Source organism: Pedobacter sp. (assembly GCF_965227205.1).
In the GTDB taxonomy this organism is placed as follows: Bacteria; Bacteroidota; Bacteroidia; order Sphingobacteriales; family Sphingobacteriaceae; genus Pedobacter.
In genome coordinates this window covers 2,664,120-2,677,874 of record NZ_OZ245727.1, presented here as the reverse complement: position 1 = coordinate 2,677,874, position 13,755 = coordinate 2,664,120, and the positions used below count along the sequence as shown (strand labels likewise).

At 33.0% G+C, this 13,755-nt stretch carries 9 protein-coding genes and 2 tRNA genes; 4 read left to right on the top strand and 7 right to left on the bottom strand.

Annotation, left to right across the window (positions count from 1 at the left end; translation table 11 throughout):
• Positions 1-12: 12 nt before the first annotated feature.
• The 4 genes from ACO05K_RS11330 to ACO05K_RS11315 form a co-directional block, all read right to left on the bottom strand.
• On the bottom strand, positions 13-3,783 hold the full coding sequence (locus ACO05K_RS11330; protein WP_421944540.1) for a glycosyltransferase family 2 protein: 3,771 nt from the start codon (positions 3,781-3,783) through the stop codon (positions 13-15).
• The gene (locus ACO05K_RS11325; RefSeq protein ID WP_421944539.1) at positions 3,773-5,086 is read right to left on the bottom strand and encodes a glycoside hydrolase family 2 TIM barrel-domain containing protein; all 1,314 of its coding nucleotides are present in this window, start codon (positions 5,084-5,086) and stop codon (positions 3,773-3,775) included. The genes ACO05K_RS11330 and ACO05K_RS11325 overlap by 11 nt, the downstream gene beginning before the upstream one ends.
• A gap of 130 nt (positions 5,087-5,216) precedes the next feature.
• A complete protein-coding gene (locus tag ACO05K_RS11320; protein ID WP_421944538.1) occupies positions 5,217-7,634 on the bottom strand; it encodes an AsmA-like C-terminal region-containing protein in 2,418 nt (805 codons plus the stop codon).
• 129 nt (positions 7,635-7,763) lie between these two features.
• Positions 7,764-8,243 (bottom strand): ABC transporter ATPase, encoded by a 480-nt coding sequence (locus tag ACO05K_RS11315; RefSeq protein ID WP_421944537.1) that lies wholly within the window; start codon positions 8,241-8,243, stop codon positions 7,764-7,766.
• A gap of 51 nt (positions 8,244-8,294) precedes the next feature.
• Between ACO05K_RS11315 and ACO05K_RS11310 the strand changes: the two genes are divergently transcribed.
• Positions 8,295-8,789 carry a hypothetical protein gene (locus ACO05K_RS11310; RefSeq protein ID WP_421944536.1) on the top strand — a complete coding sequence of 165 codons (495 nt, stop codon included), beginning with the start codon at positions 8,295-8,297 and terminating at the stop codon, positions 8,787-8,789.
• On the opposite strand, the gene ACO05K_RS11305 is transcribed toward ACO05K_RS11310, so the two are convergent.
• Both ACO05K_RS11305 and ACO05K_RS11300 read right to left on the bottom strand, forming a co-directional pair.
• The gene (locus ACO05K_RS11305; RefSeq protein WP_421944535.1) at positions 8,784-9,572 is read right to left on the bottom strand and encodes a (Fe-S)-binding protein; all 789 of its coding nucleotides are present in this window, start codon (positions 9,570-9,572) and stop codon (positions 8,784-8,786) included. The two genes, ACO05K_RS11310 and ACO05K_RS11305, sit on opposite strands and share 6 nt — an antisense overlap.
• A gap of 86 nt (positions 9,573-9,658) precedes the next feature.
• Positions 9,659-10,954, bottom strand: a complete 1,296-nt coding sequence (locus ACO05K_RS11300) for a 4Fe-4S dicluster domain-containing protein (RefSeq protein ID WP_421944534.1) — start codon at positions 10,952-10,954, stop codon at positions 9,659-9,661.
• Positions 10,955-11,173: 219 nt separating this feature from the next.
• Between ACO05K_RS11300 and ACO05K_RS11295 the strand changes: the two genes are divergently transcribed.
• The 3 genes from ACO05K_RS11295 to ACO05K_RS11285 all read left to right on the top strand — a co-directional run bounded on the left by ACO05K_RS11295 (position 11,174) and on the right by ACO05K_RS11285 (position 12,820).
• Positions 11,174-11,246, top strand: a tRNA-Phe gene (locus tag ACO05K_RS11295).
• 120 nt (positions 11,247-11,366) lie between these two features.
• A tRNA-Phe gene (locus tag ACO05K_RS11290) sits at positions 11,367-11,439 on the top strand.
• A gap of 133 nt (positions 11,440-11,572) precedes the next feature.
• Positions 11,573-12,820 carry a hypothetical protein gene (locus ACO05K_RS11285; RefSeq protein ID WP_421944533.1) on the top strand — a complete coding sequence of 416 codons (1,248 nt, stop codon included), beginning with the start codon at positions 11,573-11,575 and terminating at the stop codon, positions 12,818-12,820.
• A gap of 44 nt (positions 12,821-12,864) precedes the next feature.
• Here ACO05K_RS11285 and ACO05K_RS11280 read toward each other — a convergent pair whose 3' ends face one another.
• A complete protein-coding gene (locus ACO05K_RS11280) occupies positions 12,865-13,290 on the bottom strand; it encodes an SRPBCC family protein (RefSeq protein WP_421944532.1) in 426 nt (141 codons plus the stop codon).
• Positions 13,291-13,755 lie beyond the last annotated feature (465 nt).

The window sequence follows — 13,755 nt, the reverse complement described above, 5'->3', positions numbered from 1 at the left end:
TTTGGCATCTTTTTAAAAGGTAGATTTTAATGGAATATTTAACTTTGATTGAGCTATATTAACTACTGTATCATTTGACATGTATAATCTTATTTTGTATCGAGACACATTTTCTGGAACTATTAAGTCTACTTGATTTCCTGTGCCAATATCTTTAACCTGAATAGGATTTTCGAACTGGTCGTATTTAATCAATTCCCATCTAAATTTAAAGCTTGTTAAATTATTAGTCAGTTTCCATTGTTTATTGCTAAAATACATTGCATGAAAAGTAACTTCTGCATTGGGCCACATTGTATTTGCTGGCAGCAAGATCTTAATTTTCGGAATTTTTATTTGCTGATTTAAACCACGCCATTTATTAGATATTTGATACGATTCTAACTTGTATTTTCCTGTATTATCTTTTAATCCATTTAAAGAAACAAAATTGGTGGTTTTTTCGTCTTGCCATTGAGATAGAAATATCCCAGCTGTTAAACTTTTATTAGCCAAATATGATTTTGGAGTAATCGTGCTCATAAATGTCCCTCTTAGGATATTGGTTGGACGAATTTCTGGATTGCGATTCTCAACCAAACCAATACAATCAATATTAGGAACCGCCGTATTTAGTAGCTTATAATCTGCATCGAAATTTTCGTCTATATAAATGTCAACGCTAATAGGTCTAACCCCATCAACTTCATTAATTTCCTTTATTAATTTATTTAGCCAAATTAAATAAGCATTCTGTTCGCTTAATAAATCAGGCTTAAAATTTCTATATCTTAAGGATTTTAGTGGATTGTTCGCAATGTTCCACATTTTAATATTTGTTCTATTTATGTTCTTTTTTATGTTAGATAGAATTTTTTCTGAGTACTTATTCATTTCACTACTATCAGTAAGAAAACTTATATTGTCAGGTAACCAAAACCCGTAAACTACATTAAGGTTTTTATCATTTGCAACTTCAAGAATGTTATCGTCATAAATACTAAGGCCATATATTTTAACTGTATTGAAACCAACTTTTTCGATTTCTGTCATATCTTTAACGATAATTTTCTTTTTTAGCACTAACCCATTGCTAGACCAATTTTGGCTTTTTCTGTAATTTGTTCCTCTAATTTCATTAAGAAATGAAAGGTTTTTTTGCGATAATTTTTTTGAAATTTTTGAATTTAGTATAAGGTTTTGATTACTTTCTAACCAAATATTACGCTTATTCTCAGAATTGATAAGTCCTTTTAAACTTGAATAACTATGAACTCTCCAGTCCAAAGCTTGTCCAGCAAATCCAATTGGTAAATTTTTGTCTATACCACTGTTAAATAATATAAAAGCCTTGATTTCAGGAAATTTATTATTGATTGTTTTAGAAGCTTCTTTAAACCATTCGTTTTGCTTTTTTAGTGAGCCCATTTCGGCAAGCATTATAGGTAAACCCATTCTAAATATTGGATTTTGATGAAAGGGTTTATAGAGTTGCTCCATACTTTGCCAAGCCTTATTTTCAACACCGTAGTTTAGGTTTGTTACACCAATCCAATCTACAAATGCCCTACCTGGAAAGTAGTTGCTTACTGCATTTGGTTTCCAAGGATTCCAAACCCAAATTACATTATTTAGATTTCTTTGTGAAAAGAAGTTATGTATATATTGCCAGGCTTGCTTAAATTCTTCTGGGCTATTCTGTCCTTTAGAACTCCAAGGATATTGCGGATTATCTGTTTCGTGTGCAAAACGAATGTATATTGGCTTATTAATTCGTTTTAATTGTTTTGAGAAATCCTCTAAATACTTATCATATCGATGCTCTATAATTCTTTTAAATATTTGTTTCTCTACATCTTCTGGCTTAAAATCTTTTGAATTAGTAAATAAACTCTGCCAAGGCTCCCAGGTTATCATTGGTATGGCTTCTTTTTTATATATAGAATCTACGAGATTTGTTGGGAATTTACATTTTTCGGCATCGCCCCAAGAGAGATATAATGAGACGATTCCGAAATTAATATCATTCTGTTTTTCGATATTAATTACATTACTTACTGATGATAACCCGTTGGAATTGTAAGGTTCGAAAATACCGGAAATTAATATGTTCTTATTATAGTTCTCAACCAATATTTTATCTGTTCCAATTTTATATTTTATAGACCACACAAACATAAATCCAGATATAATTATAGCTATAAGAAGTGCAAAACGCCTTACTTGCTTGTATAAAAATCTTCTTAGAAGCCAAAAGCGTTTTTTAAATACTACCAGTCCTAAAATTGTTGTATTAAGCAAAGAGTATTTCTTTTTTAGTGAACGGAAATATGCCTGCCTGCTGGCAACTATTGAAAAAGATAAAATTAAACAATTTACACTGGCAAAACCGCTCATAATCAAATTGTAAGGATTCCAATCTGTTACAAGACCATAAATTATTGATAGAATTGAGATGATTATTACAGCAATGTTAGGGATGTTAATTTTCCAGTTGCCATCTTCCTTGCCATCTTTTGGTGTAGGTATATAAGGTATTTTCTTCCTTAAGATTGTATAGTAAAGTCCAATCAGAAATATCCACCATGTACCAATCATCAGTAAACCGCCTACAACATGAAATCCTCTTTCTTCCTCTTCCATAACCCAACGTTGAACAAAGAGCCTGATTAAAAATGATAGCAAAACCAGCGGTCCTGCGTACATCATAAAATAAAGAAAGTCGATGTTAATTGGACTGGTATCAAAAGTTAAGGAAAGGATAGGTATTAGAAAGTTAATTAGAAATATAATTCCGGATAAATAATATAAAGGAATTAAAGCATAGTGAATTTTCTGCTGCCAAGTAAATTTTTTGAAAAGTTTAGGATAGGAAGTAACTAAAAGTTCGAAAACTCCTCGAGCCCATTTTAGTTGCTGAGCATAATATGCAGACATTGTTGATGGAACAAGTCCTCTAGCTAATATCTGAGGTACATATATAGACTTCCATCCTTTAGCATGAAGATGCATAGCGGTATTCATATCTTCGGCCAAACCCGCTGCATGGCCACCAATGGATTCGAGTGCAGCTCTTCTGAATGTACAGTTAGCACCAATTGCTAACACAGTTCCGTACTTATTCATGGTCATCATAATTGGACCATAAAATTGAAAAGTTTGCTGGGCAGCTCCTTTAGCAATTAAACTTTCGCCATAATTTTTATAAGCTTGTACAATTTGAACGTAACCAATTTTTTCATCGTTAAAATGAGCAACAATTGGATCAAGAAAATTTGGTTGAGGTACGTGGTCTGGATCTAACACCACGCACAATTCTCCAGAAGAAATTAGTAAAGCATTATTAATATTACCTGCTTTCGCATCTACTTTTTTAATTCTGGTAACATGGTTCACACCTAATTTTTCGCATAGCGCTTTCAGATACGGATCATCAGATTCATCGCATAAATAAGATTGGTGAGGATATGTAATGTTTACAATTGCTAACAGCGTTTCCTCTATCATTTCATAAGGCTCACCTTTACAAAAGGTTGTAAAAATATCTACAGAAAATATTCTATTAGTGGATATTGTTGGAGGAACAGTGATGTAAAAATAATGTATCCATTCGTGAATTAATCTTGAGCATGAATAAACTATTGTTACTGCAAGCATATAAAACAGTATCGGGTATTCTGCAGTTCCTTTAAATACTTCGTTCAAAAAGAGTAGCATTACAAGAACTCCGGCTAATATCATCACCCTAAGGCGAAAACGTTCCCATTTCGATGGTGCAATTATAATTTCAGGCTTATTCCTCATTATTAATCACATAAAATGGAATATTTGCAGTAGCTATATTTCCTTTGTTATCAAAAATTGTAGAGAATAATCTATATGGTCCTTCAGTATTTGGAGATATAAACTTAATGCTAAAACCAGATTGACTACGCATTAATCCTTTTAATGCATTTGGCCTGATTAAATTATTTACATTATTTTTTTTAAACCAGTCTTCAGGGTATATTTTCCATTCAACTTTTAAATCACTTGTATCTCCTAAAACTTTAATTTGAGCGGTTTGTAATTTTTTAGGATCCAAGAAAATATTATCCAAAGCAACTTTATTATTTAGCAGTATATCGCTAACTTTTGGCCCTTTAAAGTTTACAGCTTTTCCGCTCCATATTTCTTCTGCCGAACTCACTGATTCTGTTTTATTCCCAAACTCATCGAACAAACTATACCAAGTATGTGTAATTTCTTGTTTTTGCCCCCAGAAAAATATAAATGAGCCTAAAAATCTTGGGTCGTTAATAGGCATGTAGCGCTTATACCTGCTTAAGTAAGCTTTCGCTTTTGCGGTACTTGTTGGTTCTATTTTTGCATCCCATGCAGTACGAGAATGCCCTTTCCAAGGCCCATCAATTCCCCATTCAGTAATTAAATATGGTCCATCCCAAAACCAGCTGAAATTTTTTAAATCTTCCTCAAACTCTGTTATCCTGCTAAAAATATTAAATGATATGATATCAACATTGGTTCTTATTTTAATATTTACAATATCGTTTTTTTGAAAATTTACCATTGTTGTTGTAACAGGATGATCCGGATCATCAGAATGGATCATATCGACAATTGTATTGAAAGATTTATAAAAGTTATGATAGGATGGTTTGTTTGGAAATACTAATTCATTTCCAACACACCACATTAATAATGCGGGATTTGACTTAAGTCGATTAACTAAACTTTTTAATTTTTTTAAATCTGCAGCTACTTCAGCATTATCGTTATAGTATGATAAGTATTGACTTTCAGGTATCGGAAGCCCTACAATTACAGATATGTCATTTTCATTTGCTTCCTTCAAAATTTGATCAACATGAGTTGTATCCCAAATTCTAACCGCATTACCACCACTTTTTTTAAGCTCAGCAAAATTACTATAGCCAGATGCACCTTTGATATTGAAAATTTTTCCGTTTTTTAAGATCGAATATTTTCCTTTAACCGCTTGTATAACAATTTTTTGATTACCCTTAGTACTCTTATTATTAGAACAACTAAGAAGCGTAAAACATAATGATAGAAAAAGAAACTTCAAAAGGTGATTCGAGTGCATATTAGGGTCTTCGAATATAGTAATTTATGGAGAATTTATTTCTGCGATAATTTTAACCATTTGCATTGTTACTTGTAGAAGTAAAGAACTAATAATCCTTAATTGGTTTCTTTAGTTTATGTTATTCTACTCAATCATGATCCTTATTCCACCTGATTTTTATTCCGCCTTTTTCATCATCAATAGCTTTTAAATGTAGTACAATTCCACGCATTCTGGCTTCTCTCTTTTCTTTTGATGTAAGATTTTCATCACCTTTTGGATTTCTTAAAGGAATATCCATTTGTACATTTGTTCCGGTATTTAAAGCATATATACCTTTTACATTGAAGTTTAATGCGCTTGAATTTACTAGCATTGGTTTTATTTCAACCTTATCGCCTTTAACTATTAGTGTTCCATCTAAATTGTTGATTTTCACATCCGATAGGTTTCTGTTTGCAAAGGCAAATTTACCAACCTTAACCATCGGGTCGAAGTTTACCAATGCGGCGTTTTTAAGATTGAAAACGACCTTTCCGTTGATAGAACGCGGTAGTATTTTTCCTGAGTGAGAAATTCTTCCCGAAATATTTACCAATGAAGATAAGTAACCTTGTATGTTTTTGTTAGTGATGGTGTTTTGACCAAAGTTATCGAATGAGTAGAAAAAGTCTTTTACACTTACATGGCTAATTTTTGAATCAATTTTAAAAAGATTTGAACCCGATTCTTGAATAATATTGCCATTTAAAGCAAGCAGACCGCCTGCATGCGCCACACTAATTTTGTTAAAGTAAATTCCCGAACCTCTGAGCGAAATATCGGCGTTTAGTTTTTTAGCGGTAAACTTATCGTAAATGGCTTTATCTACTTTCAATTGTATATTCATTTTAGAAACTTCAAGCACATTACTAAGTTCCTTTGAAGCGGTTTTCATTCCGCTTGATGATTTACTTTTTTTCTTTACAGTTCTTGGTCCTAAAAATGGTAGAAACTCATTCAGGTATAACTGCGGACTATACATGCTCAGGTTTACAATAATCTTATCTGGGTCGGTATAATATAAGTTTGCAAAGTTTGCAATGCTGCAATTCACATTAAGTTCACTTTTCCCTAATTGAAAATGACCATCTTTTATCGATAAATCATTCTGGTTAAAATTAATATTTAGTGCGCTTTTTACCAGATGCAGTTTGCGTGGAATGTAAAGGATATCTGCATTAGCAATTTTTATTGCACCAGAAACAACAGGTTTTGTAAAACGAAAATTATCAATATCTGCCTTGCAATAGAGTTTTAAGTCTGCCGTACCGTTTTTAAATTCAAAATCGTTGGTGCCTAAAGAATTGTTTAGGTTTGATAGTGGGAACTGCGAAGTTACCAAACCGGTTGCAATTGGTCTTGATAAATTGTTTACCGTGAATGTGTCAATCTTCAATGGTGCATTAAAGTATTTTGCAGTTAAGTTATGAAACTTGATAGACGAATTTTCATCACCAATTATTCCGCCAACTGTATCCTGATTTGTGAAGGAGCCATCAAAATTTGCAGCTGTAAGTTTTCCTGCCGGGATGCTTACCACATTATCACGTACTTTAATTCCAACTTTAATTAACGGATCGCCGTATTTTCCAGAACCATCATCTACAATATTGCCTCTGATATCTATCGGTTTTTCAATCCCAAATTTTAAAAGCTTTGATGAAATGTTCGGTGAAAGAAGAAGTGCTACATCTTTAAATAAAATCTTATCTACAGCAATACTAATGTTAAAGCCAGAGTTTGCTAAATCTATTTTAGCACCAATTTTAAAAGGATGTTCGCCTATTTTTAGTACTTCAGGATCTAAAATTACAGCTTGTTCTTTTTTACTGTAATGAGCAGAAAGTGTTCCATCTAAAACTTTATCCTTTAAAAAACTTCCTTTCCTGGTATTAAAAGCAAAGCTGTTTACTGTTGTTTTTAAGCGGATTTTTCCTGTCCAGCCACTATCCGGATATTTCAGCCTCCCTTGAATCTGGTCTATATTGAAATTAAAAAGTTTAAATCTTTTTTTATTATCAACCACAAGGTTAACCCTATTTAAATCAATTTTCTTAATAGCAAGAGCTGTAGATTTTGACTCAGATTTTTCCTCTTTTGCGGCTTTACTTTTAAATATGCTAGTATTGCTATAACCTGTGGTATCGGTATAGAGGTATATTGAAGCATCATTTATGGCAATTTGATTAATGTTAACGTTGCCAAAAATTAACGAAAGCACGTTTAACGAAACATTAATATCTTTCGCTTTTAGTAAATCATGTTTGTGTTGATTCCATAAACTATCTCTGAGTAAAACGCCATTTAAAGATACAGAAACACCAGGGAAACTTTTCAATAAAGTTGGCTCCATCCCTGTTGCAGTTATTTCTCCGTTTAAATTTTTATTTAATTGCGATAGAATCGAACTTAAAACTTCTTTTTTGTTTCTGCTGATGTAAAATGCACCAGCTAACCAGGTAAGAATTATCAGAATGAATAATGCTGCAACTATTCTTAAGGAGATTTTTAACCAGCGTGCCATAGAGATTGTTTGATTTAACCAATATAATGATTTAACCAGCCAAATTGTTTTGGTATCGACAGAAATAATCTATTTATTCTACTGTAGAGTAGTTTGTTAGAACGATTTGTGCATTATGACTTTTATAGGTTATATAAGATGGGCAAAAACCTGGGCATGCCAACTATCTTTAAATGGAACTTCCCATTTGGTTTCAAGTTCTTGTAAAGTTTGTACCATGTTGTTGTAAACTATGGTCTCTGGTGTTATATTTTTGATGTTCACCAAAGTTTCAAAATCTTCCTTTCCTTGCACATGCACTTCGTCATCGAGTTTATAAGCAATGTTAAAGCGATTGAATAAATCGACACCATAAGTTTGCTCAATATCCTTAATAATTCTAACAGAACTATCTATAGAACAACCCGTAACCCCAGCCTGCGATTCATCTACAGTAAGAATAATGAAGTAGCCATATCGTATCTCAGCTTTTGCCATTAATTCATTGCCATGAGCTTTCCATTGGCTGGTAAAAGCTTCAAGTTTTTGAAGTATTTCTTGTTCTTCAGTTGCAGTAAATTTACGGTTGCTTTGGTATATCCAAACTCTTGATTGTGGAGAAAAAATCATATTACAAATTTATCATTTTAATTAACTTGCTGTTATCAAAACGCTAACCCTATGAAAAAGTTTACATTCTGCTTGAGATTGTTGAGTATTCCGGTTTTATGTATGTTTTTATGCGCTTTTTCTTCTCGTGATTCTGTTGAAGAGTATGTAAATTACTTGCAAAAAAGCTTTACAGATCATTATGATTTCGCTCAAGAAAGTAGCACCATCAAGAAATTCGAACTGAATGTTACTAACAATGGATTTTGTAGGTATAAGCGTTACTTTACGAATGGGAAAGTAGAATATTTTGCTTTTAAACTCGCAAAATTTAAAGATTTAGATTATTACGGCACAACAACTTCCGGCAAATTATTCCTGCGTACAAAAAACGATGATGTAATTGTTCAAACCTATAACGATAGGGCAGGAGATGTAGATTCTATGGGAACTTGTATTGTTATTCCGCTTAAAAATATTGAAGCTGAGGATTTAAATCAAATAAGAGAAAGTTTAACTCGTATAGGTCCGAATAATACGATACAACTTAAAGAAAGTAAATTATAAGCCGTTAGCTCTTGCTGTAATTTCAGCAATATCTAAAACTTTCACTTCCTGTTCCTTATCTTTTAGTTTTACTCCGTCGCTTAACATTGTCATACAGAAAGGGCAGCCAGCGGCAATAACCTGCGGATTCGTTTCTAAAGCTTCATCAACACGCTCTACATTAATGTCTTTTTTCCCTTTTTCTGGTTCTTTAAACATTTGCGCTCCACCTGCACCACAGCATAAACCATTGCTTTTGCAACGTTTCATTTCTACTAATTGCGCATCCAAAACTTCGAGTGCTTTTCTTGGCGCTTCGTAAATGCCATTTCCTCGGCCAAGATAACATGGGTCGTGGTAGGTAATTTTCTTTCCTTTGAAACTTTCTCCGCCTTCGGCTTTTAATTTCCCTTCGTTTATTAAATCCTGAATTAGTTGTGTGTGGTGAATTACATCGTACGTTCCACCCAAACCTGGATATTCATTTTTGATGGTGTTAAAACAATGCGGACAACCAGTTACGATTTTTTTAATGTTGTAAGCATTTAAAACTTCGATATTGGTCATAGCCTGCATTTGAAAAAGAAACTCGTTACCGGCTCTTTTTGCCGGGTCTCCAGTACAACTTTCTTCAGTACCTAAAACAGCATATTTTATACCAACATGGTGAAGGATTTTGCAGATATCACGAGTGATCTTTTGTGCACGTTCATCATAACTCCCGGCGCAACCCACCCAAAATAATATTTCTGGTTCTTCTCCTGCGGCCATTAATTCGGCCATTGTTGGTACTTTAAATTCCATTTCTTTAGTATCAAATATTTTTGTCAAGTTCGAAACTTGCTGTAAAAATTAATTTCTCGTTGCTGGTTATCTCCTAAAATTAATTTCTAGTTTTCTTCAGCCCAATTAAAACGATCGGCAGGAGAGTATTTCCATGGCGCCTGATTGTTTTCGATATTTCCCATCATTGCATTAATGCTTCCCGGAGCCTGAGATTCTTCCATTACGGCAAAACGTCTCAGCTCAGTAATAATTTGTAGTGGATCAATATTCACCGGACAAGCCTGGACGCATGCATTACAACTTGTGCAAGCCCAAATTTCCTCTCTGGAAATGTAATCATCCAATAAAGATTTTCCATCCTGATGCTCAACTCCATGTTTATCGATGTTTTTCCCGATTTCGGTAATTCTATCTCGGGTATCCATCATAATTTTGCGAGGCGATAAAAGTTTGCCGGTAATGTTAGCCGGACATACTGAAGTACATCTACCGCATTCTGTGCAGGTGTACGCATTCATCAAGTTTACCCAGTTTAAGTCTGTTGCATCCTTAGCTCCAAATTTGCCTGCTTCGGTTTCTACAGGGACAAAAGAAGGATCGAGCATAGCTTTAACTTCATTCGTAACCGAAGCCATGTTCGTAAATTCTCCCTTAGGATTTAAATTTGAATAATATGTGTTTGGAAATGCAAATAAAATGTGGAAGTGCTTAGAATACGGCAAGTAATTTAAAAATGCAAGTATTCCGATAATGTGAAACCACCACGCACTTCTTTCCAGAATTACTAATGCTTGTGCAGAATTTGGTAATAAGTCTACTAAAAACTGACTAACAGGAAATGAACCTGCCGTTATGTAATGCTCAGCCCCCAATAATTGTAGTTTAGCATCAGCAGCATTCATTAAAAGAAATGCAGTCATTAGTAAAACTTCAGTTATGAGGATGTAATTAGCATCTGATTTTGGCCAGCTCGTCATTTCGACGCCTTTAAAACGCTTCAGATTTAAAATATTTCTTCTGATTAGAAAGATTATACAAGATAACCATACTGTAAAAGCAAGTATTTCGAAAGAACCAATTAAGAAATTGTACAAACCACCCAATCCGTGGAAAATTCTGTGGGTACCGAATAATCCATCAATCATAATTTCTAAAACTTCTATGTTGATGATAACGAAACCGATGTAAACAAAGAAATGGAGAAATGCAGGAATTGGTTTAACAACCATTTTCGATTGTCCGAAAGCCACACGCAACATAGTCATTAATCTTTTCTGCGGCTGATCGTTACGATCTACAGCTTTACCTAAACGTATGTTGCGGATAATTTTGCGCAGATTAACCGTAAAAAGGGCAATTGCAGCAATAGTAAGTACAAGAAAAAGGATTTGGCTCACCATGTAATTAGGATTGTTGCGCTAAATTAGGATATTTAATTTAAATAAATTACTATGCATGCATAAAAAAATGTTAGTTTGTATTTATTCTAAATTACACTAAGACTAATATTTTTTTAGGTTGAAAAAATTAATTTATTGATAATCAGTAGGAGAGGTTATTTTTTGAAAAAAAGTTTTGCTTTTGAAAAAAGAACACTACATTTGCAATCCCAAACGGGAGGTGCCATAGCTCAGTCGGTAGAGCAAAGGACTGAAAATCCTTGTGTCCCTGGTTCGAATCCAGGTGGCACCACTTCAAAAGCCTTTCAGAAATGAAAGGCTTTGTTGTTTGAAATTGAAAAGAATGTTTAATTTTTTAAAAGCATTCTTTGATTTGAAAAAAAGAATATTACATTTGCAATCCCAAACGGGAGGTGCCATAGCTCAGTCGGTAGAGCAAAGGACTGAAAATCCTTGTGTCCCTGGTTCGAATCCAGGTGGCACCACTTCCTAAAGCCTTTCAGAAATGAAAGGCTTTTTTATTTTCCAAATAACTTTCTATATTTTTTAAAATGGCAAGTCGAAATTTTATTTCTGTTATCAACTTTATTTTTAGTTTTGCGGCTCAAAACAAATTATATGCAATCTAAAATTTTAACTACTCTTCTTATTCTAGCTCCGGTTTTTGCCTTTTCTCAAAATTATAAACCTGCAACAATTACAACTCTATCTGGAAATAAACAGCAGGTAGAAGTACAAATAGAAAACTGGAAATTTAATCCAAAAACATTCAGTTATAAAACAACTGGTGAAGCATCTGTAAAACAGCTTTCTACTTCAAATGCATATGTTGTAGAAATTGAAGATGAAATTAAATTTGAAAATATTGAAGTTCAAAAGAGCACGAACAAAGTTAATTACCCGGATATTCCTAAATTCGAAGATTCATCAAGCGTAAAAGAAAAAGTGTTTTTAAAAGTCATTTATCAGGGTGAAAAGGTTTCTCTCTATTCTTACAATGATGAGATTAAAAACAGATTCTATATTAAAAAAGTCAACGGTAATATTGAAGAATTAAAATATCGTGTATTTTATTCTGCAAACATTGATTTCAGAATCGAAACTCAGAATATTTTCAGAGAACAGTTATTAAAAATTGCATCAAATCTTCAGGTTACGGAGTCATCAATTTCTCAAAAAATTCAATCTTCAAAATATAATACTAATGATATTCTTGCAGTAGTCAAATTGCTCGATGGAAATAAAGGAACAGTTAGGAGCAAATCAGATGCATCGCCATTTTCATTAATTGTTGGTGCTGGCATTAGCATTTCAAAATTTACGCTTAGCAGCAATGAAGTCCTAGGTCAATCTCCATCTTACAGTTCAACTTCACCTTTTCCCATAGTTGGGTTAAATTATATGTTAGATTATAATCAGAAATCTATGATTCAATTCTTGATTTCTGGTTCCAGAGATAAAGCCTTTTTCAGCGGTATAGACAGGCGTTCGGAAGAGACTAAAAAGTTTACACAGACTAACATAAGCTTTGCATCAATGTATTTATATAATTTTTATAATAGCAGGGCTTTAGGTGCATTTTTCTCAGCGGGGTTAGGTTTAAATATACCGACTTACAAAGATGATGTTGTAACGTGGAAATCAACAGAAATACCTAATGCATCAACCGTAATAAGTAATGATTTAGGAGGATTTCAGGGGATTGGATTTCTACTTCCAATAAAGACTGGAGTTTCGGTTAAAAGTTTTCAGTTTGGCGTAGGTTATACCTATTCGGTTGCTGGTATAACAGATTCTCCAAAATTTGAAATCAATAAAAACTCATTCAATTTTTCTGTTCAGTATATTTTCTCCAAGAAAAAATAAAAAGTATTTTATTAACACAGGTATAATTTATACCTGTGTTAATATTAGCTTTCTGCTAACTCAGCAACCTTATCTAATGCTTTTGGCCAGGTTTCGTTAAAATAATCCTTCCACTCTGCAGAAACGCCAATATCAATTTTTAACACGGTCTCTCCGTTTTTTTCTTCTAAAGTATAATTTTCGAGCGTTCCGCCCCAATCATTATCAAAATCTTCTTTGCCATCTTTAATCTCTCCGAGATGCTCGATTGACATAAATTGATTCGGCACGTTTTCTTTAATTCTTGCAATCATACCGTTGCCTGTTCCATCACCAAATATTGCTTTGCTACCTTTTTTCCAATCTGTTTCAACAGTAGAATTTTCAGCGAAAGCCGAAGTCCATTTTTCATATGTATTCTTTCCGAATAATGTGTCCCACACTTTTTCTGGAGATGCTTTAATCGTTTTAATAAACTCTAAATTTTCCATTGTGTTGATATTTTAATGTTTCAATATCAAATATCAGATAAAAACAGATAAAAACTAAGGGTTAAAGAAGACAAATTAGGGGGTTTTTATAACATAGAATTTATTGGTTATTAAAATTAAAACAAACGTTTGACTAGCACTTTAAATACATATTTTTTGCTATATTTGGTTTTTAATATTTTGTTCAAACTGCTAAAAAATAGTGCTCATCTACTAAATCATACGTTTCATCTACTTCATAGTTTTTGAGTCGATATAATTTGATAGGTTTATAACATTAAATTAAAGAAACGCTCTAAATAATCTTTCAATTCAAACCTATATCATGGGTGAGAATTGAATTGATTATTAACCTGATACTAATTCATCTGAGGTTAATAATCTATCACAATGAGTTTCTTTATTATCAAATTTAAATTATTGGCCAAGTTGTTTTTGATAGAACAGATTTGACCACTTAAAATA

Coding starts and splice junctions, on each gene's coding strand:
- ACO05K_RS11300 (WP_421944534.1), bottom strand. CDS start 10,954: ATGGTGAGCCAAATCCTTTTTCTTGTACTTACTATTGCTGCAATTGCC.
- ACO05K_RS11310 (WP_421944536.1), top strand. CDS start 8,295: ATGAAAAAGTTTACATTCTGCTTGAGATTGTTGAGTATTCCGGTTTTA.
- ACO05K_RS11330 (WP_421944540.1), bottom strand. CDS start 3,783: ATGAGGAATAAGCCTGAAATTATAATTGCACCATCGAAATGGGAACGT.
- ACO05K_RS11325 (WP_421944539.1), bottom strand. CDS start 5,086: ATGCACTCGAATCACCTTTTGAAGTTTCTTTTTCTATCATTATGTTTT.
- ACO05K_RS11285 (WP_421944533.1), top strand. CDS start 11,573: ATGCAATCTAAAATTTTAACTACTCTTCTTATTCTAGCTCCGGTTTTT.
- ACO05K_RS11315 (WP_421944537.1), bottom strand. CDS start 8,243: ATGATTTTTTCTCCACAATCAAGAGTTTGGATATACCAAAGCAACCGT.
- ACO05K_RS11305 (WP_421944535.1), bottom strand. CDS start 9,572: ATGGAATTTAAAGTACCAACAATGGCCGAATTAATGGCCGCAGGAGAA.
- ACO05K_RS11280 (WP_421944532.1), bottom strand. CDS start 13,290: ATGGAAAATTTAGAGTTTATTAAAACGATTAAAGCATCTCCAGAAAAA.
- ACO05K_RS11320 (WP_421944538.1), bottom strand. CDS start 7,634: ATGGCACGCTGGTTAAAAATCTCCTTAAGAATAGTTGCAGCATTATTC.